The organism is Thermobifida alba, assembly GCF_023208015.1.
GTDB lineage: Bacteria > Actinomycetota > Actinomycetes > Streptosporangiales > Streptosporangiaceae > Thermobifida > Thermobifida alba.
In genome coordinates, this window is record NZ_CP051627.1 from 1,324,485 (window position 1) to 1,350,258 (window position 25,774).

The following is a 25,774-nucleotide window of genomic DNA, read 5'->3' on the forward strand; positions in this document are numbered from 1 at the left end:
GGTGACGGCAGTGGCAGATATCGGTGCGCGGATCGAGCGGGCCCGCGCCGCAGCGGGTCTGAGCCAGCGAGCCCTTGCCGACGCCACAGGTATCTCGCAGTCCACCCTGTCTCGGATTATCTCCGGAGACCGGGTGGCGAAGATGCCGGAGCTCGTGGCGATCGCATGGGAGACCGGACACACGGTTGCCCAACTCACCGGAATCGGATCGGTGGCTGAACGGGTGCAGTGCGCGGCCCGCGCCACCAACGACATGCGTCAGACGCTGCTGAGCTTCCTGGAACTCGACGCCTACCTGGACGACCAGGCTATTCCCGCCACGGTCTGAAACGGAGTCGAAGAACTGTGAGCGCCGAAGCCGAAGGCCGCGCTGCTGCCGAGCGGTTCCGTAGAGAACAGCACCTGGGCGCGCAGCCGCTGGGGGACCTTGTGGCGATCATCGAGCAGGCCACGGGGGTCGACGTGGCTGTGCTCGACGCCGACCAGGACCAACACGGCCTGACGATGCGGGACCCGCAACGCGACGCCGTTTTCGTCGGTGTCGCGCGCACCCGCAAACCGATGCGGCAGCGCAGCACTCTCGCCCACGAACTCGGCCACATCCTGTTCGGGGACATGACGGACAGCGCAAGGATCGCTTGGAAAGACCGCTCTCCTGCAGAAATCCGAGCGGATGCCTTCGCACGCCACCTGCTTATCCCACTTGAGGGCCTACGCGGATTCCTCGAGGAGCGAAGATCGCTGACCCAGTCGGTGCTCTCCGAAGTCGTTCAGCGGTTCCTGGTCTCGCCCATGATCGCCGCGATCGCGCTCCACCAGGCCGGGTGCATCGACACCTCCACCAAAGAAGAGTGGAAAACCCTCACCACACCACAGTTGGCCACCCGATTCGGGTGGAGTGATCAATACCGCGCTCTGCAAGACGAATCCAATCGACGCAGGGCGCCACAACGGTTGCTTGCCCGAGCGATCAGAGGCTACGTCGAAGGGGTGCTGTCCGCACAGGCCATCGCCACGCTTCGCGGTATCACCCGGCAGGAGGCTGAAGCGGAACTGCGGGAAGCGGGCGTGGTGCCCGCCGAACGGCCAGTGGCCTGGGCTGATCCAGCCGAACTGCCAGATGTCGGAGTGGACCTCGCAGCTTTGGACGAGGCCCTTGACGCACCTGACCACGATGACAATCCCCCTGGCATGACAACGAGAGGGAGCGGATGAGCCACCGGCCGATCATCGACGCCGGTCCCGGACTGAACTTCCTCTCGATTCACCAGGAGTCTCCTCATCGGAGTCTTGGGGAGATTGAGTGCTCCGGAGGCTGTGCAGAACGAGGTGTTCACAAAGTCGCAGCAGGACGAGCGTTTCCGTCCTGCTGCGACGGTCTGGCGGAAGCTAACCCCCGAATGGCTGCGAGTTCTGTCCGATGACGAGACACCCGAACTCGCAGCCGTGGTCCAGCGCATCACCTACCAACCTTTGGCCGAACGGTTGAAGCGCCCCAAGGACCTGGGCGAGGTCATGGTCATCGCTCACGCGGTCGTCGCCGCCGAAGCAGGCCAAGAGGTGACCGTCCTCATCGATGACGGGCAAGGGGCACAGACCGCAACCGCAGAGATCAACCGTCTTGAACGGATCCGACGTAGCGGGCGTCCAGTGGGATCGATCAAACTGGTCAGCACGCTGACTGTCCTGGAGCGTGCGGTGCAGAAAGAGTACATTGCGGGCAGGGCAGATATGCGTCGTCTCTACCAGCGACTGCGTGAACTGGATGACGGCCTACCCCCCATCGAGGCAACCAGTCTCTTGTCGCCTGCTCTCTGGACTTGAGGCTGTCCTTACCTTGTGCCGCACACTCATCTGGTACCTCCGGTGGGGAAAGCGCCTGTGCAGTGGCCAGTCGTCTCCAGGAGATAAGTGCCTATCCCAAGCGGAGCGGTGCTGTGTGAATGTCGCGTGGATCTGCTGGAGGAAGCGAGGCCGAGAAGTGCTGGAGGCAGGGTGAAGCCCTGTTCGGCCACTCACCGAGCCTTGTCGTCCTGCTTCGTGGAGTTGGAGGACCAGTACCACTCGGACGGGCTCGCCGACCCGGTGCGGGCAGCACCGCAGATGGTGAAGGGCCTGTCGGTTCTTCAGCTGGGCACCGGCCCGCCATGGTCTCGACGCTGGGAACCGACGCGGCGTCGGAGTCAAGTCGGCGGTGTTTCGGCTGGCTGTGGGCGGGACTGCGGCGGGGGCGCCGGGATGGCTCCCGGCGGCCCCGCTTCTGGAAGCGAGGTTGTGCGGCAGTCGAGGATCCGTGGGGTGGCAGGCGCGGGCCGGCCCCTGTACCGGCCACCCCACGGCGGGGTCGGCGTCCGCGGGGTTCAGCTGCCGCAGCAGTCTGCGGCCTGGGCCGGCGCGGGCGCGTCCTCGGGCTTGCCGCGCTGGTCGCTGTCGGCCTTGACCACGTACACCTCCCAGGGCTCCTTGCCGGGGCCCTGCACCCACACCTTGTCCTGGAGGGCGTAGCAGCAGGAGGTGTCGTTCTCCTCGAACGCGGTCAGCCCGGCCTTCCTGAGCCGGTCGGCGGCGGCGTCGACCTGGGCGGTGGACTCCACCTCCACCCCCAGGTGGTCCAGGCGGGTCTCCTGGCCGGGCTCGCCCTCGATGAGGACGAGCTTGAGCGGGGGTTCGGCGATGGCGAAGTTGGCGTAGCCGGGGCGGCGCTTGGCGGGCTCGACGCCGAAGAGCTTGGAGTAGAAGGTCACCGACGCCTCCAGGTCGGCGACGTTGAGGGCGAGTTGCACACGGGGCACGGGAACCTCCACGAGAGTTGAATCGAAGTTTGTCGATGCAAGATTGCGGCCTGTTTTGATTTTTGTCAATATAGAAGCATGTCGAATCAAGAGAGCGCGGTCGAAGCGGCCGCCCCGGTCCCCGGCACGGTCGCGGACTGCTGTCCCGGACTGCTGACCACCCCGTTGGGCGAGAAGGAAGCCGCGGAACTGGCCCGGGTCTTCAAGGCCCTGGGCGACCCGGTACGGCTGCGACTGCTGTCGATGATCGCCTCCCGGGCAGGGGGCGAGGTGTGCGTGTGCGACCTGACCCCCGCCTTCGACCTGTCCCAGCCCACCATCTCCCACCACCTCAAGCTGCTGCGCGAGGCCGGGCTCATCGCCGCCGAGCGGCGCGGCACCTGGGTGTACTACCGGCTGATCCCCGAGACCACCGACCGCCTGGCGCGGATCCTGACCCGCCGCACCGCAACGGCGGACAGGGCGTGAGCCTCCCCACCGGATCGACCACCAGGGCCGACGCCCCGCCTCTGCCGGTGCTGGACCGCTGCCCACCGGTTCGGATTCTGACCGCGATGGCCGCCGGCCCGGTCCTGGGGACGATGCCGGTGTACTGCGTGCCCCTGTGAGGGGCGGCCCCGGGCGGCCATCCCGACCCTTCATCGAGGCGGGCAGCGGCGTCGAGCTCGCGATTCGGGCCCCGGCCGGGGGTCCGCTCGTCGAGGTGCCCGTCCTGGCCGCCCACTGTTTCTTCCCCGACGAAAGGCCCTGCTTTGTCGAACGGTGAGATCCCGCAGGTGCTGTTCGTGTGCGTGCACAACGCCGGACGCTCCCAGATGGCCGCCGCGTTCCTGCACCACCTGGGCGCCGGAAGGGTACGGGTGCGCTCGGCCGGGTCAGCCCCGGCCGACGCGGTCAACCCCGCCGTGGTCCAGGCGATGGCCGAGGTCGGCATCGACATCGCCGCCAACGTCCCCAGAGCCCTGACCGCGGAGGAGGTGGACGCCTCAGACGTGGTGGTCACCATGGGGTGCGGCGACGCCTGCCCGTTCCTCCCAGGCAAGCGCTACCTGGACTGGGACCTGCCCGACCCCGCAGGCCAGGGGGTCGAGGCGGTGCGGCCCATCCGCGACCGCATCCGCGCCCACGTCGTAGAACTGCTGGAGGAGTTGGTTCCACCGCACCGGTGACAGCGGTGGGCGGTACCTGGAGCCCGTTCCGGTCCGCAGGGTCCACTGCGGACCGGATTGGGGACGGGGTGGGGAGAGGTTGCTCCGGCCCCGGGCGCGCACTCGTCGTGCGGTGTCTGAGGACGCGGGCGGGACCGGGGACGCCGAGCGCGTGTCCTGCCCGGACGGTGAACGTGCGTCTGTCCTGGCTCAGGGGAGGACACCAGAAGGGGGCCCGACCAAAGGTACTTCCGGGCTCTGGTTGCCGCAGAGGGCTGGCGCGACAGGACCGCACACGTGGAAGCCGTGGACCGGGCGGGCCGGAACCGTCACGGTCCCGCGCCACTTCCCCTCGCCTTCGGCGGTCCCGGGTCTGGCGCGGCACGCACCTGTTGCGTGCGCCCGGGCGAAGGTGTGCTGTCATGCGGTGGCCTCGCAGTACGGGCTTCCTCGCACACAGTCGTTCCGGGGAGCTGTTCGCGTGGGGCTCTCGTCGACATCGGGCGCCCGGACTACGGACGAGTGCGCGTCCGGTTCGTCGCCGGGGCACATCCGGACAGGCGCAGTGCGTCGCGTCTCGGTTCGGGGGCGATCCGCCCGGCCGCCGTTTCCTTGATGCGGGTGACGGCAGGGCGCGGCCCGGGGCGGATCGGGCTCCGCTCCGGGCCGCGCGGATGCGGGGCCCTCTCTTTCCGGTGAAGGCGGTGGCCGGACGGGCCGCGGGTCTGTCGGGTGGGGCCGCACCGGCCTGCGTACCGGGCGGCTGTGGGCGGGCCGTGTCTGCGGTCTGGCGTGCGGTGCCTGCTGTCCGCCGGTGCTCGGGGCCCTGGTGTCCGGGCTGGTCGCGGGGGATCTGAATCGTTTGCTGGGGGTTTGCAACGCTATGCCGGGCCCCCGGCGGGGGTGGGCCGTCCGGGGCGGGGGTGGCGGTACACCCCCCAAACCTGGTTTTCGATAAGGGAAGCTTATGAAAAACCAGCCGAACGAGGGTCCGAAATGTCCGGTTCGGTCTTTGTGTTGCCCATTCTGTTTGCCATACGTATTTACGTTATAGAGAAACGTTACAACGCTACGAAACTAAAGGGAGTGCCGCCTCCCTGGGAACACGGCACGGACAGCCTCGGCGGGACGCGCTGCCAAGCCCCGGCCACGGGTCGGTGTCCGCTCCCCCGCCCGCGCCGGCACGGTGGATCGCCGCCGGACCGTCCCCCTCCGCAGCCCGGGCCCACCGGGTGGAACCAGACGGCCCCGGCTGGGACCGTGTCCTTCCCCCCAGCGGGCACGACCGCGCGGAGCCGGACCGGGAGCGGTGACGTGCCCCTCGGACAGTCCGTCGACCGGATCACGCGTGGTGGTGGTGCCGACGGTGTCGGCCATGCCCAGCGGGGCGAACACCTCCTCGGCCAGCTACTCGTCGAAGGGGCGGCCCGCGACCCGCTCCATGATGCGCGCCGCCGTCCAGTGGTTGGCGTTGCTGTAGGCAGGGGACGTGCCGGGCGGTGCGGACAGCCGCCAGTCCGCGACGCGTTGGACGCCTTCGGCCGGGGCGACGATCACGGGGTCGGGCAAGCCCGGGGTGTGCGACAGCAGCTGGCGGACGGTGACGGCGTCACCGGGACGGAAGTCGGGCAGGTAGCGTGCGGCGGGGCGTCGAGCTCGACGCGGCCCTCGTCCACCAGCCGTCGACGAACGGGACGGGGCGCGGGACGTGACCGGGGCCTGATCTGTCCCCCTCCGGCGCGCAGTGGACTCCCCCGCCGGCGCGGCCGGGCGTATCCTGACCGCACCACGACGGCGGGCACCATCCCGTTGTCGTGCCCCTGCAGCCGGGAGTTGACCGTATGCCCCCACCGTCCCCGAAGCGGCCTCGTTCGACGCCCTCGTCGTGGGCGCCGGGATCTCCGGTCCCGGCGCCGCCCACCCCCCGCAGCGCGACCGCCCCAACACAGCTACGCCGTCCTGGAGGCCCGCACCGCCCTGGGCGGCACGCGGGACCTGTTCCGCTTCCCTCCTTCGGGGGGTACGCTCCGACTCCGACCCGCACACCCTCGGCCACGAGTTCCGGCCGCGGCGACGAGAGCACGCGAGCGCCGGGGCCGCGGAGATCCTGGGCCACCGGCGCGACACCGCGGCCGAGTGCGGCATCGACTGCCGCATCCGTGTCCGCTCCCGGGTGCCGGGCACCCGGTGGTCTTCACCCCAGGCCCGCTGGAACGCGGCGGTCGAGCACACCGACACCGGGGAGCGGACCGTGCTGACCTGCGCGACTGGCTGTGCTGCGCGGGCGGCCACCACCGCTGCGACGAGGGCTGCACCCCGCACTCTGCGGGACGGCACCGCTTCGCAGGCCCCGGCGGGTGCGGCCGCGCACGTGACCGTGCTGCAGCACCCACCTACGTCATGCCGGTGGCCGCCCGGGTCGGCCGCCCCCGGCTCCGCGCCCTGAACACCCCGCCAACCGACCCGCATCTGGAGGTTCTCGTGCACGATTCCGACTGGCAGCCCGACATCCTCGGCGACGGCTACCGCCAGCGCGTCCTGGAGTTGGGCGCCGACCCCGACGGCGAGGGGCAGATCGCCGCCGTGCTGGTGCGACGCGACGTGCGCCAGGGGGAGAGCGTGCGGGGCGCCGTGCTGTACGTGCACGGCTTCTCCGACTACTTCTTCCAGACCCCCCTGGCCGACTTCCTGGCCGCGCGCGGCCAGGCGTTCTACGCCCTGGACCTGCGCAAGTCGGGGCGGGCCCGACGCGACGGGCAGACCGCGCACTACGCGTCGGACCTGAAGCTGTACGACGTCGAACTGGAGCGGGCGCTCGCGGTCGTCGCCGAGGCCCACCCCGGTCTGCCCGTGGTGCTGCTCGCCCATTCCACCGGCGGGCTGATCGTGCCGCTGTGGCTGGACCGCCGACGGGCGGCCGGGACCGTCGCCCCCGTGGCGGGGCTGGTGCTCAACAGCCCGTGGTTCGACCTGCAGGGCAAGCCGTCGCACCGCGGGGTGCTGACGCAGGCGCTGCGCGTGCTGGCGAAGGTGGCCCCGAAGCGCCGGTTGACCGTGATGCCGGGGGTCTACGGGAGCACTCTGCACACCAGCGGCACCGGGGAGTGGGACTTCGACCTGGAACTGAAGCCGCTGTCGGGGTTTCCCGTGACGGTGGGCTGGCTCAACGCGGTGCGGCGCGGGCACGCCCGCCTGCACCGCGGCCTGGACGTGGGGGTGCCGTCGCTGGTGCTGCGTTCGGACCGCTCCGACTTCTCCGGGGTCTACTCCGAGCTCAGCGACCGCACCGACACGGTTCTGGACGTGGCCCAGATCGCCCGGTGGGCCGGCTGCCTGGGGGGTGAGACCACCGTGGTGCCGGTCGAGGGGGCGCGCCACGACGTGTTCCTGTCGCTGCCCGAACCCCGCGAGCGCGCCTACCGGGTCCTGGGGGACTGGCTCGACCGGCACGGCCTGTCCACGCCGCCGGTGCGGGCCGAGCGGGAGGAGACGCTCGCCGACGACGGGGGGATCGCCCGGGCGTGACGGACGCACCGCCGCCGTCCCGGGGGCCCGGGCCCCCGGGACGGCGGCGGTATCCGGGCGGGACGGCCCGCGGGAAGCCCGCCCCGGCACGGCGCCGTGTCCCGCCGCCGACGGGCGGCACACCGCAAAGGCCCGGGGGCTGGGCTCAGCCGAGGAGCAGGCGCAGGGCCAGCACGATCATCACCACCCCGACCACCAGGTCGAGCACCCGCCACACGGCGGGACGGCCCAGCACGCGCGAGGCGGCGCGCGCCCCCAGGCCCAGGGTCGTGAACCAGGCGAGACTGCCCAGCGCGGCCCCGGCGGCGAACCACCACCTCAAGGGGCCGTAGTGGTGGGCCACGGAACCGAGCAGCAGCACCGTGTCGAGGTAGACGTGCGGGTTGAGGTAGGTCAGCGCGAGCGTGGTGGCCGCCACCGCCCACCGGCCGCCCGCCTGCTGTGACGCCGCGTGCAGCGCCTGGGGCCGGCGGGCGTTCCACAGCGACCGGGCTCCGTAGCAGAGCAGGTAGGCCGCCCCCGCCCACCGTGCCAGCACCAGCACGGCCGGATGCTGCTGCACCAGCACGCCCACGCCGCTGACCCCCACGCCGATGAGCAGCGCGTCGGAGGCCGAGCACAGGGCGACGACCGTGCCGACGTGGGCCCGCCGCAGCCCCTGGCGCAGCACGAACGCGTTCTGCGCGCCGATGGCCACGATCAACGACAGTCCGGTCACCAGACCGGCCACAACAGCGGACACGGCTGTTCACCCTAGAGACCCCGCGTGGTGAAGTACAGCGAAAGATTCTGAAGATCCATTAGTTTGGCTTCATGAGGATCAGTCCCGAACACCTCGACACCCTCGTGGCGATCGTCGACCACGGCACGTTCGACGCCGCCGCGCGGCACCTGTCGGTCTCGCCCTCGGCCGTCAGCCAGCGCATCCGCGCCCTGGAGTCCCACCTGGGCCGGGTGGTCGTGGCACGCAGCACACCGTGCCGTCCCACCGAGGCCGGGCAGGTGCTGCTGCGACTGGCCCGCCAGCGGCAGGTGCTGGAGCGTGAGGCGCTGGCCGAACTGCGCGCCGAGGAGCACTCGGCCGTGGAGTTGGCGGTCGCGGTCAACGCCGACTCGCTGGCCACCTGGTTTCCCCGGGTGCTGGACGAGTGCGCGTCCTGGCCGCAGGCGATCGTGCACCTGCACGTGGAGGACCAGGACCACTCGGCCGCGCTGCTGCGGGCCGGGACGGTGCTCGCGGCGGTCACCTCCGACCCGGTCGCGGTGCAGGGCTGCGCAGTGGAGCACCTCGGCACGATGCGCTACCTGCCGGTGGCCGCGCCCGCCCTCGCCGACCGGTGGAGTGCCGGTGGCGGCGTCGACTGGGCGGCGATGCCCATGGTCCGCTTCAACGCCAAGGACGACCTGCAGCACCGCCTGCTGGCCGCCCGGGGAATCACCACCGATCCGCCCACCCACCTGGTGCCCTCCTCGCAGGGGTTCGTGGCGGCGGTGCGCGCGGGACTGGGCTGGGGCATGGTGCCCCGCGAGCAGTTGGGCGACGACCTGGAGACGGGGCGCCTGGTGCGGCTGGCCGGGGCCGAACCGATCGACGTGCCGCTGTACTGGCAGCACTGGCGGCTGCGTTCTGCGCACCTGGACCGCCTGGGCGCGGCCGTGCACGCCGCCGCGGCCGTGCTGCGCCGTTAGGCGAACAGCGGTGGGCCGAGCGTGCGCGGCGGTCCCAGACGCCCGGCGGTGCCGGGCCGCGTCGGCGCGCGGGGGTTCGGCCGCGGTTGGGCGGGCCGGACCACGCCTCGACGACGTGCCGCCCCGGCCCCTGTGTCACGTCGCCCCGGACTCCCGGATCGACGTGACACAGGGGGTGCCCAGGGACGCGGCCGTCCCGGTCGGGCACGGCCGGGAGCCGCACACGGCGATCGGCAGCTCCTGCGCCCGGATCGGCTCCGGGCACGTGGTGGTCCTCGAACGGTCGGACGGGTTCGTCCGCGTCGTGACCGGGTTCCTCGGCGCCGACCGGCCGGCGGGCTGTGCATCCGCCGCTGGGTGCGGACCGGTGCCGGCGCAGTCGCCCCCCGTCTGGGTAGGGGTGGACACCCACGGCGGCCCGACCGGGGCCGCCCGGTCGAAAAGGGGGCTGGTGGGATGCTGCGGGGAATGGCCACGGTCAGCTACTGGGCCGAGGACGTGGCGGCGGCCAAGGAGTGGTACACGGAGCTGCTGGGGGTCGAGCCGTACTTCGAACGCAGCGGTCCGGACGGCAGGCCGGCCTACGTCGAGTTCCGTATCGGTGACCACCTGCACGAACTGGGGTTGGTCGACCGCCGCTACGCGCCCGGTGACGCGCGGCCCGGCCCCGGGGGCGCGGTGCTGTTCTGGCACGTCGACGACGTGGCGGCGGCCGTGCAGCGGCTGCTGGCGATGGGGGCGCGCATCTACCAGGAGGTCACCCCGCGTGAGGCGGGGTTCGTCACCGCCTCGGTGGTCGACCCCTTCGGCAACGTCCTGGGGGTGATGACCAACCCGCACTACCTGGAGATGCTGCGGGACGTCCGGGGGTGAGCCGGTGCGGTCGCCGTGGGGCCGGTGCGCCACAGCAGTTCGGCGGCGACGCGGGACAGGCGCCAGCCGTGGGGGGTGCGCACCGCCTCCATGCGGTACTCCTCGCCGACGGTGAACTCCGGGGTGCCGTCGGCGAGGCAGAAGACCGCGATCTGCTGGGCGGTGAGTGCGGCGTGGTCGCCGTTGACGGTGATGAGCGGGTTGGTGGTGAGGTGGTGGGTTCTGGCGTGGCGTCCGTGGCTGCGGCGGGCCAGGGCCGCGATCGCGTGGACGCCGCGGACCTGGCCGGAGGCGACGGTGACGGTGGCGTCCTCGGTGAAGATCGAGCGCGTCTCGTCGAAGCGGCCCCCGTCCAGCCAGCGGCCGTGGCGGGAGAGCAGGTCGGTCAGTGCGGCGCGGTCGGCGAGCTCGTCCAGGCGCTGCCGTAGTGCTTCGACGGTGTCGGTGGCGGTCATGACTGCTCCTCGGTAGGGGGAGGCTGGGAGAAGACCACACCCGAATGTTGGTGCAGCCAACATTCGGGTGTGGTGATGGTAGCCGATGATTGGCCAGACCAACAATCGTCTAGGGTTGGAGTGTGTCCGACGACCAGACCCCACGCCGCCTCCGCGACATCCCCAGCCGCCTGCTGACCCAGACGGCGTCCCACGCCCACCGCCTGGTGGCCCAGCACCTGGGAGAGTTCCGCACCCACCACTACGCCCTGCTCGCCGCCCTGGCCGAAACCGGACCGTCCAGCCAGGCCGCGCTGGGCCGCAGGTGCGGCATGGACCGCAGCGACGTCACCGCCGCGGTCACCGAACTGGCCGCCCGAGGACTCCTGCGGCGCACCCTGGACCCCGCCCACCGCCGCCGCAACATCATCACCCTGACCCCCCAGGGCGAAACAGCACTGCAGGACCTGGACCGGCGGGTACGCCAGGCCCAGGACGAGGTGTTCGCCCCCCTCACCCCGGACGAACGCGCCCAGCTGAGCGAACTCCTCACCCGCCTGCTCGCCCACCACACCCGGCCCTGACCGCACGCGGTACCGGCCGCCGGGCCACCAGCAGGACGGACACCCTGGTGGGGCGGTCCCGGACCGGGCCCGCCCCACCAGGGGCGCTCAGGACTTGACGTAGGCCGCCAGGTGCTCACCGGTGAGCGTGGAGCGGGCAGCCACCAGCTCGGCGGGCGTGCCCTCGAACACGACCCGGCCGCCGTCGTGCCCCGCACCGGGACCAAGGTCGATGATCCAGTCGGCGTGCGCCATGACCGCCTGGTGGTGCTCGACCACGATGACCGACTTACCGGAGTCCACGAGCCGGTCCAACAGGCCCAGCAACTGCTCCACATCGGCCAGGTGCAGCCCCGTGGTCGGCTCGTCGAGAACGTAGACGCCGCCCCTGTCCCCCATGTGGGTGGCCAGCTTGAGCCGCTGCCGCTCACCCCCGGACAGCGTGGTCAGCGGCTGACCGAGACTGAGGTAGCCGAGCCCGACGTCGGCGAGCCGGTCGAGGATGGCGCGCGCGGCCGGCGTGCGCGCCTCACCCGCCCCGAAGAACTCCCGGGCCTGGGACACCGACATCGCGAGCACCTCGCTGATGTTGCGGCCCCCCAGCGTGTACTCCAGCACCGACGCCTGGAACCGCCTGCCCTCGCACTCCTCGCACACGGTGGTGACCCCGGCCATCATCGCCAGATCGGTGTAGATGACCCCGGCACCGTTGCAGGTGGGGCAGGCCCCCTCGGAGTTGGCGCTGAACAACGCCGGTTTCACGCCGTTGGCCTTCGCGAACGCCCTGCGGATCGGGTCGAGCAGCCCCGTGTAGGTGGCCGGGTTGCTGCGCCGCGAACCACGGATCGCCGCCTGGTCGACCGAGACGACACCCGCGTCGGCGGGCATCGACCCGTGCACCAGCGAACTCTTGCCCGAACCGGCCACACCCGTGACGACGACCAGCACCCCCAGCGGAATGTCGACGTCGACGTCGCGCAGGTTGTGCTTGTTCGCGCCGCGGATCGCCAACACCCCGGTGGGCGTGCGCACCTTCTCCTTCACCGCCGCCCGGTCACCGAGGTGGCGTCCGGTGAGGGTGCCGCTGCTCCGCAGCCCCTCCACACCGCCCTCGAAGCAGACGGTGCCGCCCGCCGCGCCGGCACCGGGCCCCAGGTCGACGACATGGTCGGCGATCTCGATCACCTCGGGCTTGTGCTCCACGACCAGCACCGTGTTGCCCTTGTCGCGCAACCGCAGCAGCAGCTCGTTCATCCGCTGGATGTCGTGCGGGTGCAGCCCCGCGGTCGGCTCGTCGAAGACGTAGGTGACGTCGGTCAGACTGGACCCCAGGTGACGGACCATCTTCACCCGCTGCGCCTCACCGCCCGACAGCGTGCCCGAGGGCCGGTCCAGCGACAGGTAGCCCAACCCGATCTCCACGAACGAGTCGAGCGTGTCCTGCAACGTGGCCAGCAGCGGCGCCACCGACGGCTCGTCCAGGCCGCGCACCCACTCGGCCAGGTCACTGACCTGCATCGCACAGGCGTCAGCGATACTGATCCCCCTGATCTTGGAGGAGCGGGCCGCCTCGTTGAGGCGGGTGCCGCCGCAGTCGGGACAGGGCCGGAAGGTGACCGCCCGGTCCACGAAGGCCCGGATGTGCGGCTGCAGCGCGTCGCGGTCCTTGGACAGAAACGACTTGCGCACCCGCAGGACCAGGCCCTCATAGGTCAGATTGGTGTTGTCGACCCGCACCTTGGTCTGCTCGCGGTACAGGAAGTCGTGCAGCTCCTGGTCGGTGTAGTCGCGGATCGGCTTGTCGGGGTCGACGAAACCCGAAGCTGCGAAGACCCGCACCAGCCAGCCGCCGGCCTTGTACCCGGGCACGGTGATCGCGCCCTCGTTGAGCGATCTGCTGCCGTCGTAGAGCTGGGCCACATCGATGTCGGAGACGTGCCCCATGCCCTCGCAGCGGGGGCACATGCCGCCGGTGACGGAGAAGGTCTGCGAGACGGCCCGGTCCCGCTCGGGGCCGCGGTCGACGGTGACCTCGCCGTTTCCCCGCAGTGAGGCGATGTTGAACGAGAACGCGTTGGAGGAGCCGATGTGGGGCCGGCCCAGCCGGCTGAAGAGGATCCGCAGCAGCGCGTTGGCGTCGGTGACGGTGCCGACCGTGGAACGGGCGTTGGCGCCCATCCGCTCCTGGTCGACGATGATCGCGGTCGTCAACCCCTCCAGCACGTCGACGTCGGGACGCGCCAGGGTCGGCATGAAACCCTGCACGAAGGCGCTGTAGGTCTCGTTGATCAGCCGCTGCGACTCCGCGGCGATCGTGTCGAACACCAGCGAACTCTTGCCGGAACCGGAGACGCCGGTGAACACCGTCAGCCGGCGCTTGGGAATCTCGACACTGATGTCCTTGAGGTTGTTCTCGCGTGCGCCCCGCACGCGGATCAGGTCGTGACTGTCGGCGGCGTGCACCGCAGGCGACTGCGGATCCGTCCTGGTGGGCATGCCCATGGTGTCTCCATCTGTCGGGTGGGGTGTGTGCGTTGCGCCGTGCCTTCCGATCCAACCAGCTTCCGGTGACAGGAACCGGCCCCTCTTTTTTCGCAGGCAGGGCCCTACCCGCCCGAGCAGCGGAAAAAAGGGGGGCGGCGCGGCCCCGGCCGCACGCCCCTCAGACCAGCCAGCGGCCCCCACGCATCAGGTCGCGCCCGGCCAGCTCCTCCACCTCGCGCCAGGCCTGGATGCGGCGCGGACGGACACGGAACCACCGGTAGGGCGTGGCTGATTCACGCGGGTCGAAACCGGTGCGCCGCGCGAACCGGTCGCCCTGCTCGGGCGGCAGCGTGTCGAGGTCGAGGACCTCGACCTCACCGTCGATCACGGTCACGTCGCGGGTGTGCCCCAGTCCCAGCCGGACGGTACGGGTGGCGGCCAGGTTTTGGCCGGTCGGGCTGTGGGCGGGCGTGGCCAGCAGCAGCGCCGCACCGTCCCAGTCGAAGGACAACGGCACCAGGTAGGGGGCGCCGTCCGGTGAGGCGCTGGCCACCCACAGGTCGACGTCGTGGGCGAGACGGTGCTCGGTGTCGCGGCGACGCCGGGCACGGGAACGGGGAGCGGCGTTCATCGGTCCTCGTCTGGCCGGGGACACCACCCTACGGATCGTGTCCAATGCATCACTTTCAGTGTCGGGTGGGGTGTGTCGGCGACGCCGTTCACGGCTGTGCCCACCGCGCGGTTCAGCTGCGCTGCTGGATACGCACCAGGTTGCCCGCCGGGTCGCGGAAGGCGCAGTCCCGCACCCCGTAGGGCTGGTGGGTGGGCTCCTGGACGACCTCGGCACCGGCCTGGAGCCGGTCGAAGACGGCGTCGAGGTCGGGAGTGGACAGGATGATCATGGCGTAGGTGCCCTTGGCCATCATCTCGGCGATGGTGCGGCGTTCCTCGTCGGTGACGCCGGGATCGGCGGCCGGCGGATGCAGGACGATGGAGGTCTCGGGCTGGCCGGGCGGGCCGACCGTGATCCAGCGCATGCCGTTGTGGCCGACGTCGTTGCGGACCTCGAAGCCGAGCAGGTCGCGGTAGAAGGCCAGGGACTCCTGCGGGTCGGTGTGCGGCAGGAAGGTGGTGTGAATCGTGATGTCCATGACCCTCACGCTAGTGGCGGCCCCTGCGGCGGCGCTTCTCGATTCCTGATCGGTCTGCCGACCTGTTTGGCCACGCACGCCGGAAGCCCCGCCGTCGAGTGCGCGGCCCGGCGCCGGTAGGCACTGGGGGAGAGACCGACCAGTTCGGTGAAGCGGGTGCTGAAAGTACCCAGGGAGGAGCAGCCGACCGCGAAGCACACCTCGGTGACGCTGAGATCACCACGGCGCAGCAGCGCCATCGCCCGCTCGATGCGCCGCGTCATCAGGTAGGAGTAGGGGGACTCGCCGTAGGCGAGGCGGAACTGGCGGCTGAGGTGTCCGGCCGACATGTGCACCTCTCGGGCGAGCGCCTCGACGTTCAGCGGCTGGGCGTAGTCCCGGTCGATGCGGTCGCGGACCCGGCGCAGCAACACCAGGTCACGCAGACGCTGCCGGGAGACGGGCTGGTGGTCCACCCGAAGAATTGGGTCACGCCGCACCCGCGGATTCCCACTGTCACCGGCGGCGCTGTCGGAGGTGCTCGACAGGGCCGCCAGTGCCTTCCGGGCCGGTTCAGCCGGAGGCCCGGGGGCTGCCCCACGCCTCCACCGGCAGGAACGAGGGACTTCTTCTGCCGGTGGCACTCCCGCGGCGCGTCCCGGGCGGTAGACCGTGCACGCACTCCTCACGCAGCGGGCGGGATCCACGGCACGGCGGCGTGGACGCCACGGGCCGCCGGACAACCCCTGCCCTGTCCGGGAGGCGGCGACGAGCAGCACCGTCCTGTCCCGTGGTCGTCCGGCAGACGGGCGCACCCCCCACGGTCCGGCCCCGGCGCGGCAGTGTTCGGCGTGGACGGCGGCCACCGGGGCCGTTCACGCGTCGATCGCCGGGCGCCCGTCCTCACGCAGGTACTCCGCGCCCGGGGGCGTCGGACAGGGGCCGAACAGGTCCGCGTGTCGTGGGCGCAGCGCGATCAGCGCCTCCCTGCGCCCGCGGGAAGGCGTGACACAGCCGGGCGTCCGGGCGGGGACCGGCGCTGTTCGGGCACCGCTGGAAGGCACGGCGGCCCGTGTCCGGTGAGCAGCCGCACCGCGGCGGCGACCTCGGACTCCCACCCCCACCGAGCACGGGGAGCGGCGGCAGGAGAGGGCGCCCAGACACCGGTGCTGCTTCCAACGCCCCTACCACCGTGTCGACCACGGCCGCCTCGGTGCTGCGCCCGTTGATGACGCACGGCATGGACGAGGAGGACGACTCCGAAGCGCCGCGTCCGGTCGTGGGTGTCCGGGACGGCGACGGTGCCGGGCGGCCTCGGTGGCCGTCCGCGCGACTCCGGCGATGTCGTGCGGGCAGCGCCACCACCGCTCCTCCTCGGCGTAGCCCACGCGGCGGCGAGCGTGGTCGCACGGCCGTGTGCGCTGTGCCGCGTCGCCCCGGTTCGGCGCGGTGGCCAGGGCAGTGGCCGCCCCGGGCGTGGGCGGGGCACGCAGCCGGTGACCGGCCCCGTCCGCACCGCCACGGAGCCACCCGCCGACGAGCAGGCACCGGCCCCGCAAGGGGCGAAACGGTCCACGGCCGCGGTGATCCCGCCGTGACCGCCCGAGTGCTGTGCGGGACCGGGGGCGGGCCTCACCGTGAGTGGCCGCCGCGAGCAGACGGCAACCGGGACACGGCCCGGCCGGTGCGCAGCCGTGCCCGGATGCTGTCGGGGCTGTGACGCCGCGGGGCCCTCCACGGTATATTCATCGCCGAAAGGCGATCACATCCCGTTTGGGCGATGACAGGTGGGTTTCGTGCCGCACCTGTCCGCACCGACCCCCACGAAGCGGAGACCCCCTATGGCACTGGCCGCACTCCTGCTCCACCTGCTCGGCCTCTTCCTGGCCTTCGGGGTGCGCACCCTGACCGCACACCGGCGCACCGGCGACACCGGGTTCCGCCGCCCCGACACCACCCCCTTCACCGCCCCCTGGTGGGGAACCGTACTTTTCGCCGGTGCACTCGCCACGGGCCTGGCCGCACCCGTGGCCAGACTGTTCGCCCCGGATGCGGCGGCACCGCCCCCAAGCGTGGCCGGCGCCGGGCTGGCCCTGATGCTGCTCGGCCTGGTCCTGGTGCTCATCTCCCAGAACACGATGGGAGCCTCCTGGCGGATCGGTGTGGACGAGGACGAACGCACACGGCTGGTCACCCACGGCGTCTTCACGCTCGTGCGCAACCCGGTCTTCACCGGCATGGGAGTCCTGCTCACCGGGCAGCTGCTCGTCCTCGCCTCGGCACTGTCGGCCGTGGCCCTGCTGGTCTTCGTCGCCGCCGTGCAGGTGCAGGTCCGCGCCGTCGAGGAGCCCCACCTCCTGCGCACCCACGGCAGCGCCTACCGCTCCTACGCCGCCCGCACCGGACGCTTCCTGCCCCTGGTGGGACGACTGCACCCTGAAGACAGGTGAACACCGCCCACCCGGTACAAGCAGACCCCCGAGTACGGCGCATGCCCCCGCGGCCGGGGAAGCCGCTGCCCGCCACCGCCGCCGAGGCCGAGACCCGCACCGGGGCCCGCCGCGTCGAACCACGTCCCCCGAGACCACCTCAGCGCGCACACCGGCCGCCTCACGCCACCGGGACCGCGCCACCCCCGACACCGCCTCGCCCCCCAGCGAGAAGGCGGTCAAGCCCCCAACCGCTCCATCAGGTAGGAACACACCACCACGGCGTTGTTCCGCTCGGTGTCAGAAGCCGCGAACAACAGCGTCACCGGCCCCTGCCGGGCCGCCTCCACCAGCACGTCCATCCCCTCGGGCTCCTCGGCCAACTCGGCACGGTAACGGTCACGAAACCCCTCCCAGCGGGCGGGGTCGTGCCCGAACCACCGACGCAGCTCCCCACTGGGCGCGACCTGTCGGAGCCAGGCGTCAAGCCCCAACTCGGCCTTGCGCACCCCCCGCGGCCAGACCCGGTCGACGAGGAACACCTGCCGCCCCCGCGTGGCCGAACCGTCACGCACCGCCTCGTCGTAGACACGACGGACCTCGATGTCGATCTGTGCGGTATCCATACCGCCCCACTGCCCCGAACCCCGGAGCAGTTCACCTCCCGCCGGCGCGCACCGGCGGCGCCGACAGCAGCGGCAGCAGCACCTCGTCGACGATCTCCACGACCACCGCCTCGGACACGGGAGCGCTCAGAAGAAAGAAGTGGTGGCACAACAGCGCCTGACCGGTCTCCAACCGGCGCGGCGTCACACACGCCGCGTCCACCTCACCACGCGCCACGGCACGCCGGACCACCGTCCCCATGACCCCGCTCCTCTGCGCGCAGGAACGCAACCACGCGGCACGCTCCGGGTCACCGAGAACGTCACTGAGCAGGCCGCGCATGGCCTCACCCGCCGGGCCGGCCAGGACGGCCGCGGCCTGACGCAGCAGAGCCAGCAGGTCGCCCCGCAGACTCCCGGTATCGGGAGGGTCCTCGTGGTCGGGCAGCAACCGGGTGACCGTGTCCATCATCAACTCGACCCGGCTGGGCCACCTCCGGTACAGCGAGGCCTTGCTCGCCCGGGCGCGTTCGGCCACGGTCTCCATGCTCAGTCTCGTGTACCCGTTCTCGGCGAGCTCAGCCACAACCGCGCAGAAGATCGCCTCGTCAAGAGCCTTACCGCGACGGCGGGGCCGCCGACGGTGGTCCATCTCACTGGAAGGAACGGACTGCATGCCGGGCATCCTACGAACCGTCGGCCACGGCAGGGGCCCAGATGACGATTCCGATACCGGCCGTCACCACCCCGCGACCCCCACCACCAGCTGACAGAGTTGCGGACCCGTCCCACGCGTGTTTTCTCAACAACCGCAAGCCGGGCCCCGTCACAGCAGCACGGCCCCCACGACCAGACACCCCAACGCCAACGTCGACGCCACCGCACGCACCACGTTGAACCGCACCCAGCCGGCTTCGAACCGGCGACGCACCCGCGCCACCTCGGCCTCGGCCAACCGCTCCACCGGACCCGCCGCAGCCAACGCGTCGTTGAGCGGAACACTGCCGCGCACCGTGACCGCCAGCGACACCACCGAGCACACCAGCGCCGCCACCAGCCACCCCACAACCGTCCACGGCGACCCGACACACACCCCCACCGCCACCGCCGCCAGCACCGGATTGGACACGAACACCACCAGGAACCAGGGGTTGAGGATCGCCTCGTTGATGCGCTGCATCACCCCCACCACCACCCGGTCGCCCATCCGCGCCAGCCCCGGCATCACCCCCACCGCGAACCCGAAGAACGTGCCCGCCAACAGTCCCGTCACCACCGTGGCCGCCACCACCGCGGCCAACCGCACACCCTCCACGATCCCTCACCCCTTCCACCGCACGACCCACCGGACCACCCGCCCCGCCAACCGCGCCGGGGCGGCACGTTCCAGCCAAACACCGCACCCCGGCAGGAGCCATACGCGACAGGCTCACCCCGCTGCGCGAACGTCTACAATCCGGACGTGGACGCGCTCCTCGGCCTCCTGCGCACCCCCCGCGCCCGTGACGCGTTCCTGCTGCGCGTCATCCTCGACCCACCCTGGTCGCTGGACGTGCGCGACCGCGCCCCACTGACCCTTCTCGCCGTGGCCCACGGCGAGGCCTGGCTGCGCCCCGCCCACGGCCCGCCCCGCCACCTCGAAGCAGGCGACGTCGCCGTGGTCCGCGGCCCCGACCCCTACACCGTCGCCGACTCCCCCACCCGACACCCCCGCGCCGTCATCGGAGCCGACCAACGCTGCACCACCCTGCACGGCGCCCCCCTGACCGAAACCATGGGACTGGGCGTGCGCACCTGGGGCACCAGCACCACCGGCGCGACCATGCTGCTCGTGGGCACCTACCCCACCCCCACCACGGTGGGCCGCCGCCTCCTGGCCGCCCTGCCCCCGCTCATCGTCCACCCCGCCCCCTCCCACGGCCCCGCGTTGACCACCCTGCTCATCGAGGAGACCGGCAAGGACCTGCCCGGCCAGCAGGCCGTCCTGGACCGCCTGCTGGACCTGGCGCTGATCGCGGCACTCCGCGCCTGGCTGACCGCCCCCACCGGCCCCGTCCCCGCCTGGTACCGCGCCGCCCAGGACCCGGTGACGGGCCGCGCCCTGGCCCTGCTCCACCAGGATCCGGCCCGAGCCTGGACGGTGGCGTCCCTGGCGAGGGCCGTCGGCGTGTCCCGCGCCACCCTGGCCCGCCGCTTCACCGCCCTGGTCGGCCGGCCCCCCATGGCCTACCTGACCGCCTGGCGCCTGGAATGGGCCGCCGACCTGCTACGCGATGACCCCGACAGCACCGTGGAGTCGGTGGCCCGCACCGTGGGATACACCAGCCCGTCCGCGTTCAGCACCGCTTTCAAACGCCACCACGGCACCAGCCCCCACCACTGCCGGCGCACCCGCCACGCCCCCGCACCCGAAGAACCGCTCCCCTGACCCCACCACACCCACACGGCCGCACGCCGCCACGCCAACCCCGGTCCGGCAAGCCGGGACCATCAGCACCGAAGTCCCGGCTCACACCTCCGCCCAGGAGACGCACAGGCTGCTCAGCATGTGCGAGGTACCTCGGTGTCGCCTCACCGGAGGAGCACACGGAACCCAAAAGGACCCGCACCCGCGGACGTCACACGTCTGCGGCACGAAGGCCCCGGACCACTCGCCGCCTCCGCCGTCGTCGCAGCTCCCGCTGTCGTCGTTGCAGCTCTCATCGGAGCCGCTGTTGCTGCTCCCCGTCCACCCGCCGGGCTTTCGAAGGAGCATCCAGAAGACGAATCCCAAGAACAGCACCGACACCAGTACGACCACAGCCTCACCTCGTTCCGGCCGCCGTTCAGCCACTCCTGCACCGGGTGACCCCGGGCACCGCGCCCCGGGAAACCCCACCAGACGCCAATCCCGGGTCCGCTCCAACGTTCTGTCGGACGCCAGTCACCCCGGGAACCGGTTCTCTCGACGTGGAAGGCGAAGCAACCACCCCCGAGGCAGCCTCACAGGCGACACCGCGGCACCGGGGAGGAAACGGTGGGATTCCCAGGATCGTGGTGCGGTCTCGTCGTCTTCGCCACTGGCAACGGACAGGACATTCCCGCCGCGTATCCCCGTCCGAGCCGAAATCAACCAGGATCTCCCCCAACCGGGCAGGAACAGCACGGCGTGGACCAGGCACAGGTTCACCGCACCGGCGGCCACCGCGAGCAGCGCCAGCCCCCGGCGCGGCCCCAGGTGACGACGACCAGCCTGCGGCAAGGCCAGCGGTCGACCAGAGTCCCCGACACCACACCGAACAGCGGTGCCGGCACCTGGGAAGCCACCGCTCCCCCGGCCACCGGATCGGTACTCACCGACGCGACCAGGAGTGGCACTTCGGCCAGCACTACCCCGTCTCCCAGATTGGTGGACGACACCAGATCCCAGCGGACGCGTTCCACGACGCGACCACCGAACGACAACACGAGAACACTCCCCGACAAGGCATGACGAACACGCCGATCGGCGTGGGCAACGAGAACGGCGTCCCATCGCCGTCTCGGCCGCCTCACCGGGAGCACACGAAAAAAGAAACACCCGCAACCGGCTGCGGCGCGAAGGCCCCGCCGCCGCGATCAACGACGCGGTGAACCCCCGAAGAGGCGCAACACCACCGTCATGCCCGCAACGGTGTTACGCATCGGTTCCCCCTCTTTCCGCCTCCACAGGCGGACACAACACCGGACACGGAAAACCCCGGAAGTGGTGTGAATACCGCAACAGGATCAAAAACCCGGTCCCCGCCATTTCCCAGATCCGTTCCAGGAAAAGGAAACTCCGGGCACCCGGCAGGCGTACGGGCCCAAAAGCAGGTGGTTCCCCCTGCCGTCACAGTCGCGCTCCCCGGTCACTCACCGCCCCCGCCACCCCCGCCGCCGTCGTCTCCTCCGACACCGGTGCCGGCGCCTCCTTCCCCGTAAGAGTCGTCCGAGTCACCGGAAGTCCGGACGAGCACCCAGATGACGAATCCGATGAGCAGCAGTACCAGTAGCCCTGCCACGGCCCCACCTCGTTTCGGCTGCCGTCCAGCAGCCCTCGCGCCGGATGTACCCGAGGCAGCGCAGCCGGAAAGACCGATGAGGAAGTCGTGAGGAAAACGTCACCGGACGTCAACAAAAACCAGCCTGCAAACACCACAGCCGGAATTCACGGCGGTGCCCGGAAAAAGAACCGCTGCTGAACGGAAAAGTCTCGGAACCGGTGCCCTCGACGCGGAAGACGACATGAGCGGGACGCCGGCACGACGTCGACGTGCGCGGTGGCGCCAAGGACCCGGGGGGGCGCCGGGGCCATCTGTCCAGGAGGGCAACCGCATCGCTGCCACGAGCGGAACGATCCCGCCGCGCAGCGGCTCGATGTCCCCCTGGACCCGTTGTCCCCGCCCGCCTCACGGGGCACCACAGCCCCGCCGGGGCGCGGTCGACGCCCCCGTCCCGGACAAGACCGTCGAAGCGTGGGGCGGGACCTCTTCGTCGAGGTGGAACTCTGTGCCGTGCGTCGTCCACACGCCCGCACAACGCGCGGTCCCCGCTCCAGTTCCAGTACGTGCGGTCCTGCCCCTCACGGTCCTCGGGGGCGACGTTCCGCCTGGGCTCACCGACCCGCCGCACCTGCCCGCTCGGCCTGCCGTTGCTCTTCGGGGCGGCCCCGTACGTCATCGCAGCGTCCAACGCATCCGCGATGACCTGACAGAAATGCCACACGTTTCGGCCATGAAGGGCCCGCAACAACACCCCCAACGGCCCCGGGAGCCCCGGACAGCCCACCCACGAACCAGCCCGGCAACATCAACCCCGCCCCGTTCACCAGCCCAGGTCGGCCCCGCTCAACCACTCGGCCAACGCGTCCGGGCCGATCACCCGCACCTGGCGGGCCACCCGCTGACGCCCCGACACGAACAGCGCCAACTCCGAAGGAGGACCCACCACGCGCAGCCCCGGCCCACCCCGCCCCGCCCGCACCCTGCCGAACCCGGGCGCCTCCACCGCCACAGACGCCCGAAACCGCAGCAGACCCACCTTGGCCAACGGCTTCACCGCACGCCACAGCTGCGCCTGCTGCGGCCGCGGCAGCTCCCGCGCCTGCCACTGCGGACGCGCCCGCCGCACATCCTCGTGGTGGATGAACAACTCCGCGGTGTTGACCAGCCGGTCCACCCACCCGAACCCGCCCAGCGACCAGCGCGGCGGCTGCCGCAGCACCGCCACCAACTCCTCGAACGACACCTCCTCGGCGCGGGCGCGCGCCCTGGCCCCACCGAACCGCGCCGTCCAGGGACGACGCTCCCGCACCACCAGGTGCACGGCCAGGTCCCGGGCCGTCCACCCCTCACACAGCGTCGGCGCCTGCGGCCCCACCTCGACCAGCAGGTCGCACAGCGCCGCCCGTTCGGCACGGGCCAGACTCACCGCGGCCTTCCGCTCCACGTCCCCTCCCACACACAAGCCGGACCATCCCGGTTTCTTGCTAACGTTCTGCCGTCTGCGCCCGTGCCCCCGCGGCACCCGACCCAATCCCCTGTGACCAACCGAAAGTCTTCCATGCGACTGATCCCCTCCACCCCCGCCGGATGCCTCGCCGCGACCGCCGGAGTCGTCGTGGTCGGCGGACTGGTGTACTTCGGCTACCAGTACCTCACCGGTGACGACGAGTTCACCCTTCCCGTGACCGCACTGACCTCTCCCGCACCCACCCCCACCCCCGTCGACACCGACTTCGCCCTGCCCGAGAACTGCGCCGAGGCAGGTGCGGCCGAACTGGTCGGCGACCTCGCACCCCAGGGCGCCGCACTCGTGGAGGACACCGAGGACATCGACGACGCCGACGCCCGCCAACTGTCGTGCACCTGGGTCAACGGCACCGACCCCGACAGCGAGGCGCTCATGCTCGTCTTCGCCGTCAACGTCGACCCCAGCGACCGTGTCGCGGTGGTCCGCATCGACGAGACCGAACAGCAGACCCACGAGATGGGCTGGGAGGTCGACGTCGACGTCAACACCGACACCTACCAGACCACCCAGACCGACCAGCTCGGCGGCGAACTGAAGTACCTGGTCACCGTCGACGGCTCCCTGCGCCAACTGTCACTGCGACTGCCCGGCGACGTGCACGTCTCCGTGGTCGCCTCCTCCTCCGACATCAGCCAGGAGGACATGGAACACCTCCTCCTCACCGCCGCCCAGCAACTGCAGCAGTAACCCGCGGCACGACAACGGGGCCACCCCTTGGGGTGGCCCCGTCCGTGTCGGACACGCCTACTCGACCGGAACCTCGGGGACCTCCCCGAACACCCCGGCACGCAGCGTCACCTGCTCCACCTCCGAGCCCGGCGCGGAGAACACCGCCACCAACTCGTAGGTACGGCCCGGCTGCAACCGGTGCACCTCCTCGGCGAACCCGCTGTAGACACCGTCACCGAAGTTCATCTGCGCCACGTAGCGCACCAGCCCGCTGTCGGGCTCCACCACCTGGAAACCACCCAGCGTGCCCTTGCTGAACCGCTCCGGCCCGCCCGCGACCGCAGCCCCGCCCAGCCCCGGGTCCAGCGGCTCGTCAGTAGTGTTGGTGAACGTCACCGTCCCCACCACGTAGGCGCCGTCACGCCGCAGCGGGTAGACGTCCAACCGCACCCCCTCGCGTTCCACACTGGCCACCACATCCCCCGGGTCGTCGGTGAACGGCGCCGGCCAGGACACGTTCTGCCCCGCCACGCCCAGACCGTCGTCGGTCTCCTCCTCACCGCCGTCCGGCATCCGGATGGTGTAGGAGAACTCCACCCGCCGGTTGCGGGCCCGCGCCTGCTCGTCGTCGGGGCCGCCCTCACGCGCGATCGGCTCGCGGCTGCCGCGCCCCTCCACCACGTAGGTGTAGCCGGTGCCCATCTCCTCCACCAGCAGGTTGCGCACCGTCTCGGCGCGCCGCACCGACAGGTCGTCGTTGTAGGCTTCGGTGCCCTTGCCGTCGGTGTGGCCGATGACGATGATCTCGGGGTTGTCCGGGTCGACGTTGCGTTCCAGCGTCTCGGCGGCCCGCCGCACCACCGCCTCGGCCTCCGGAGTCAGGTCCGCCCGGTCGAACTCGAACATCACGTCGGAGTGCAGCGAGATCGTCTCGGTGTCGCCGTCACGGGTGACCGAGGCGATCTCGGAGTCCACGAAACTCTCCACCCAGCCCTCGGCGGCGACCGCGTCGCCGTCGGGACGCCGATTGGCGAACGTCAACGTCTCCCCGGACGCCGGCGGCTCGTCCACCGACAGGTGCTCACCCCCGTTGGGGGACTCCGGCTCGGGCCGCTCCTCCTCCACGTCCTGCACCGGGATGCCGGTCATCGCCCCCAGCCCGCTGCCCACGAACGTCACCTGCCGCACATGCTCGGGAAGCGGCGGGAAGTAGCGGCGGTACTCGTTGGTCACCCCCGGAAACACCGGGTACAGGCCGTTGCCGTTGGGACTCACCGACCCGTACTTCAGCCCCTGCCCGTCCACGTAGGGCCGGTACACCCGCCCGGTGATCGGGTCGACCAGGGTGTAGGTCATGCTCAGGTTGCGGTTGGCGCCCTCGAACTCGTCGGGATAGGTGATCTCGTAGTGCAGCACCGTGTACTCGTCGGTGCGCTCCAGACCGGTGATGGCGAACCGCATCGTCGTGTCCTGACCGGTGTCCTGGAAGATCGTCCCCTCCTTGACGTAGGGGAACTCCTCCCGTACCACCGGACGGTCCTCACCGGACACCCACGACACCACGACGCTGCAGCCGCTCACCAGCACACAGCCTGCCACCAGCAACGCGATCAACGAGAAGACGCGTCTGTTCCGCGCCATGCGGGACATCTCCGATCAATTGGGGGGAATCGTTCGGGCAACATCCTGCTGGAATCCCCGCACAAGTGCGAAACGCACACCACCGGCCCCGCAGCTCCTCCCCGGGCCGGTGCAGACCCCACCCCGTCCATGCCGCACCCCCGGCAACAGCACGGTGCGGCCGGGGCGTGGCACAACCGCTGGCCCGGCTCCGGGCCGTCAGCAGTGGGTCGGGGCGCCGAGCCACGCCCCGGACGGAACAGGTCGCCTCCCACCACCGG

The 25,774-nt window shown here is 71.2% G+C and carries 28 protein-coding genes; 13 read left to right on the forward strand and 15 right to left on the reverse strand.

The window, feature by feature from the left end; all coding sequences use genetic code 11:
* The first annotated feature begins 10 nt into the window (after positions 1-10).
* The 3 genes from FOF52_RS21890 to FOF52_RS06020 all read left to right on the forward strand — a co-directional run bounded on the left by FOF52_RS21890 (position 11) and on the right by FOF52_RS06020 (position 1,824).
* Positions 11-328 carry a helix-turn-helix domain-containing protein gene (locus tag FOF52_RS21890; protein WP_282574042.1) on the forward strand — a complete coding sequence of 106 codons (318 nt, stop codon included), beginning with the start codon at positions 11-13 and terminating at the stop codon, positions 326-328.
* A gap of 17 nt (positions 329-345) precedes the next feature.
* Positions 346-1,215: an ImmA/IrrE family metallo-endopeptidase gene (locus FOF52_RS06015; RefSeq protein WP_248592840.1), complete on the forward strand. Its 870-nt coding sequence runs from the start codon at positions 346-348 to the stop codon at positions 1,213-1,215.
* 102 nt (positions 1,216-1,317) lie between these two features.
* Positions 1,318-1,824 carry a PIN domain-containing protein gene (locus FOF52_RS06020; RefSeq protein WP_248592841.1) on the forward strand — a complete coding sequence of 169 codons (507 nt, stop codon included), beginning with the start codon at positions 1,318-1,320 and terminating at the stop codon, positions 1,822-1,824.
* 536 nt (positions 1,825-2,360) lie between these two features.
* On the opposite strand, the gene FOF52_RS06025 is transcribed toward FOF52_RS06020, so the two are convergent.
* Positions 2,361-2,792: an ArsI/CadI family heavy metal resistance metalloenzyme gene (locus FOF52_RS06025; protein WP_248592842.1), complete on the reverse strand. Its 432-nt coding sequence runs from the start codon at positions 2,790-2,792 to the stop codon at positions 2,361-2,363.
* Positions 2,793-2,870: 78 nt separating this feature from the next.
* Between FOF52_RS06025 and FOF52_RS06030 the strand changes: the two genes are divergently transcribed.
* From FOF52_RS06030 to FOF52_RS06040, 3 genes are all read left to right on the forward strand, one after another.
* The gene (locus tag FOF52_RS06030) at positions 2,871-3,260 is read left to right on the forward strand and encodes an ArsR/SmtB family transcription factor (RefSeq protein ID WP_248592843.1); all 390 of its coding nucleotides are present in this window, start codon (positions 2,871-2,873) and stop codon (positions 3,258-3,260) included.
* Positions 3,257-3,400 (forward strand): hypothetical protein, encoded by a 144-nt coding sequence (locus FOF52_RS06035; RefSeq protein WP_248592844.1) that lies wholly within the window; start codon positions 3,257-3,259, stop codon positions 3,398-3,400. The genes FOF52_RS06030 and FOF52_RS06035 overlap by 4 nt, the downstream gene beginning before the upstream one ends.
* A gap of 144 nt (positions 3,401-3,544) precedes the next feature.
* Positions 3,545-3,961, forward strand: coding sequence for an arsenate reductase ArsC (locus tag FOF52_RS06040; protein ID WP_248592845.1), 417 nt, complete (start codon positions 3,545-3,547; stop codon positions 3,959-3,961).
* A 1,386-nt stretch (positions 3,962-5,347) separates the two neighbouring features.
* Here the strand turns inward: FOF52_RS06040 and FOF52_RS06045 are convergent.
* Entirely contained in the window at positions 5,348-6,409 is a 1,062-nt protein-coding gene (locus tag FOF52_RS06045) for a serine hydrolase (RefSeq protein ID WP_341849760.1), read from the reverse strand.
* On the opposite strand from FOF52_RS06045, the gene FOF52_RS06050 reads away from it, so the two are divergent.
* Entirely contained in the window at positions 6,341-7,465 is a 1,125-nt protein-coding gene (locus FOF52_RS06050; RefSeq protein ID WP_248592846.1) for an alpha/beta hydrolase, read from the forward strand. The genes FOF52_RS06045 and FOF52_RS06050 overlap by 69 nt on opposite strands.
* Positions 7,466-7,610: 145 nt before the next feature.
* On the opposite strand, the gene FOF52_RS06055 is transcribed toward FOF52_RS06050, so the two are convergent.
* Positions 7,611-8,207 (reverse strand): LysE/ArgO family amino acid transporter, encoded by a 597-nt coding sequence (locus tag FOF52_RS06055; protein WP_248592847.1) that lies wholly within the window; start codon positions 8,205-8,207, stop codon positions 7,611-7,613.
* 71 nt (positions 8,208-8,278) lie between these two features.
* On the opposite strand from FOF52_RS06055, the gene FOF52_RS06060 reads away from it, so the two are divergent.
* Entirely contained in the window at positions 8,279-9,154 is an 876-nt protein-coding gene (locus FOF52_RS06060) for a LysR family transcriptional regulator ArgP (RefSeq protein WP_248592848.1), read from the forward strand.
* A 468-nt stretch (positions 9,155-9,622) separates the two neighbouring features.
* The gene (locus FOF52_RS06065) at positions 9,623-10,027 is read left to right on the forward strand and encodes a VOC family protein (protein ID WP_425583792.1); all 405 of its coding nucleotides are present in this window, start codon (positions 9,623-9,625) and stop codon (positions 10,025-10,027) included.
* On the opposite strand, the gene FOF52_RS06070 is transcribed toward FOF52_RS06065, so the two are convergent.
* Entirely contained in the window at positions 9,994-10,482 is a 489-nt protein-coding gene (locus FOF52_RS06070) for a nuclear transport factor 2 family protein (RefSeq protein ID WP_248592850.1), read from the reverse strand. The genes FOF52_RS06065 and FOF52_RS06070 overlap by 34 nt on opposite strands.
* A gap of 122 nt (positions 10,483-10,604) precedes the next feature.
* Here FOF52_RS06070 and FOF52_RS06075 point away from each other — a divergent pair, with 122 nt between their 5' ends.
* Positions 10,605-11,045 carry a MarR family winged helix-turn-helix transcriptional regulator gene (locus FOF52_RS06075; RefSeq protein WP_248592851.1) on the forward strand — a complete coding sequence of 147 codons (441 nt, stop codon included), beginning with the start codon at positions 10,605-10,607 and terminating at the stop codon, positions 11,043-11,045.
* An 87-nt stretch (positions 11,046-11,132) separates the two neighbouring features.
* Here FOF52_RS06075 and FOF52_RS06080 read toward each other — a convergent pair whose 3' ends face one another.
* The 4 genes from FOF52_RS06080 to FOF52_RS06095 form a co-directional block, all read right to left on the reverse strand.
* Positions 11,133-13,520: an ATP-binding cassette domain-containing protein gene (locus FOF52_RS06080; protein ID WP_248592852.1), complete on the reverse strand. Its 2,388-nt coding sequence runs from the start codon at positions 13,518-13,520 to the stop codon at positions 11,133-11,135.
* Positions 13,521-13,686: 166 nt separating this feature from the next.
* Positions 13,687-14,139, reverse strand: coding sequence for a pyridoxamine 5'-phosphate oxidase family protein (locus tag FOF52_RS06085; protein ID WP_248592853.1), 453 nt, complete (start codon positions 14,137-14,139; stop codon positions 13,687-13,689).
* 112 nt (positions 14,140-14,251) lie between these two features.
* Positions 14,252-14,659, reverse strand: coding sequence for a VOC family protein (locus tag FOF52_RS06090; protein WP_248592854.1), 408 nt, complete (start codon positions 14,657-14,659; stop codon positions 14,252-14,254).
* Positions 14,660-14,664: 5 nt separating this feature from the next.
* Positions 14,665-15,114, reverse strand: coding sequence for a helix-turn-helix transcriptional regulator (locus tag FOF52_RS06095; protein WP_248592855.1), 450 nt, complete (start codon positions 15,112-15,114; stop codon positions 14,665-14,667).
* Between the two features lie 1,365 nt (positions 15,115-16,479).
* Here FOF52_RS06095 and FOF52_RS06100 point away from each other — a divergent pair.
* Positions 16,480-17,088 carry a methyltransferase family protein gene (locus FOF52_RS06100; RefSeq protein ID WP_248592856.1) on the forward strand — a complete coding sequence of 203 codons (609 nt, stop codon included), beginning with the start codon at positions 16,480-16,482 and terminating at the stop codon, positions 17,086-17,088.
* A 218-nt stretch (positions 17,089-17,306) separates the two neighbouring features.
* Here the strand turns inward: FOF52_RS06100 and FOF52_RS06105 are convergent, their stop codons facing one another.
* From FOF52_RS06105 to FOF52_RS06115, 3 genes are all read right to left on the reverse strand, one after another.
* Complete coding sequence (locus FOF52_RS06105; protein WP_248592857.1) at positions 17,307-17,693, reverse strand: DUF488 domain-containing protein; 387 nt, start codon at positions 17,691-17,693, stop codon at positions 17,307-17,309.
* A 31-nt stretch (positions 17,694-17,724) separates the two neighbouring features.
* Entirely contained in the window at positions 17,725-18,348 is a 624-nt protein-coding gene (locus FOF52_RS06110) for a TetR/AcrR family transcriptional regulator (protein WP_248592858.1), read from the reverse strand.
* 150 nt (positions 18,349-18,498) lie between these two features.
* Positions 18,499-18,978, reverse strand: coding sequence for an anthrone oxygenase family protein (locus FOF52_RS06115; protein WP_248592859.1), 480 nt, complete (start codon positions 18,976-18,978; stop codon positions 18,499-18,501).
* A gap of 156 nt (positions 18,979-19,134) precedes the next feature.
* Between FOF52_RS06115 and FOF52_RS06120 the strand changes: the two genes are divergently transcribed.
* Complete coding sequence (locus FOF52_RS06120; RefSeq protein ID WP_248592860.1) at positions 19,135-20,100, forward strand: AraC family transcriptional regulator; 966 nt, start codon at positions 19,135-19,137, stop codon at positions 20,098-20,100.
* A 737-nt stretch (positions 20,101-20,837) separates the two neighbouring features.
* On the opposite strand, the gene FOF52_RS06125 is transcribed toward FOF52_RS06120, so the two are convergent.
* The 3 genes from FOF52_RS06125 to FOF52_RS06135 form a co-directional block, all read right to left on the reverse strand.
* Positions 20,838-21,119, reverse strand: a complete 282-nt coding sequence (locus FOF52_RS06125) for a hypothetical protein (protein ID WP_248592861.1) — start codon at positions 21,117-21,119, stop codon at positions 20,838-20,840.
* Between the two features lie 422 nt (positions 21,120-21,541).
* Positions 21,542-21,694: a hypothetical protein gene (locus FOF52_RS06130; RefSeq protein WP_248592862.1), complete on the reverse strand. Its 153-nt coding sequence runs from the start codon at positions 21,692-21,694 to the stop codon at positions 21,542-21,544.
* 802 nt (positions 21,695-22,496) lie between these two features.
* A complete protein-coding gene (locus FOF52_RS06135) occupies positions 22,497-23,120 on the reverse strand; it encodes a TIGR03085 family metal-binding protein (protein ID WP_248592863.1) in 624 nt (207 codons plus the stop codon).
* A gap of 114 nt (positions 23,121-23,234) precedes the next feature.
* Here FOF52_RS06135 and FOF52_RS06140 point away from each other — a divergent pair, with 114 nt between their 5' ends.
* Complete coding sequence (locus FOF52_RS06140; RefSeq protein WP_248592864.1) at positions 23,235-23,891, forward strand: hypothetical protein; 657 nt, start codon at positions 23,235-23,237, stop codon at positions 23,889-23,891.
* A 57-nt stretch (positions 23,892-23,948) separates the two neighbouring features.
* On the opposite strand, the gene FOF52_RS06145 is transcribed toward FOF52_RS06140, so the two are convergent.
* A complete protein-coding gene (locus FOF52_RS06145; RefSeq protein WP_248592865.1) occupies positions 23,949-25,514 on the reverse strand; it encodes an OmpA family protein in 1,566 nt (521 codons plus the stop codon).
* Positions 25,515-25,774: the final 260 nt, after the last annotated feature.

Coding starts and splice junctions, on each gene's coding strand:
- FOF52_RS06080 (WP_248592852.1), bottom strand. CDS start 13,520: ATGCCCACCAGGACGGATCCGCAGTCGCCTGCGGTGCACGCCGCCGAC.
- FOF52_RS06105 (WP_248592857.1), bottom strand. CDS start 17,693: ATGGATACCGCACAGATCGACATCGAGGTCCGTCGTGTCTACGACGAG.
- FOF52_RS06030 (WP_248592843.1), top strand. CDS start 2,871: ATGTCGAATCAAGAGAGCGCGGTCGAAGCGGCCGCCCCGGTCCCCGGC.
- FOF52_RS06045 (WP_341849760.1), bottom strand. CDS start 6,409: ATGCGGGTCGGTTGGCGGGGTGTTCAGGGCGCGGAGCCGGGGGCGGCC.
- FOF52_RS06145 (WP_248592865.1), bottom strand. CDS start 25,514: ATGGCGCGGAACAGACGCGTCTTCTCGTTGATCGCGTTGCTGGTGGCA.
- FOF52_RS06085 (WP_248592853.1), bottom strand. CDS start 14,139: ATGAACGCCGCTCCCCGTTCCCGTGCCCGGCGTCGCCGCGACACCGAG.
- FOF52_RS06110 (WP_248592858.1), bottom strand. CDS start 18,348: ATGCAGTCCGTTCCTTCCAGTGAGATGGACCACCGTCGGCGGCCCCGC.
- FOF52_RS06065 (WP_425583792.1), top strand. CDS start 9,623: ATGGCCACGGTCAGCTACTGGGCCGAGGACGTGGCGGCGGCCAAGGAG.
- FOF52_RS06060 (WP_248592848.1), top strand. CDS start 8,279: ATGAGGATCAGTCCCGAACACCTCGACACCCTCGTGGCGATCGTCGAC.
- FOF52_RS06140 (WP_248592864.1), top strand. CDS start 23,235: ATGCGACTGATCCCCTCCACCCCCGCCGGATGCCTCGCCGCGACCGCC.
- FOF52_RS06070 (WP_248592850.1), bottom strand. CDS start 10,482: ATGACCGCCACCGACACCGTCGAAGCACTACGGCAGCGCCTGGACGAG.
- FOF52_RS06100 (WP_248592856.1), top strand. CDS start 16,480: ATGGCACTGGCCGCACTCCTGCTCCACCTGCTCGGCCTCTTCCTGGCC.
- FOF52_RS06090 (WP_248592854.1), bottom strand. CDS start 14,659: ATGGACATCACGATTCACACCACCTTCCTGCCGCACACCGACCCGCAG.
- FOF52_RS06050 (WP_248592846.1), top strand. CDS start 6,341: ATGCCGGTGGCCGCCCGGGTCGGCCGCCCCCGGCTCCGCGCCCTGAAC.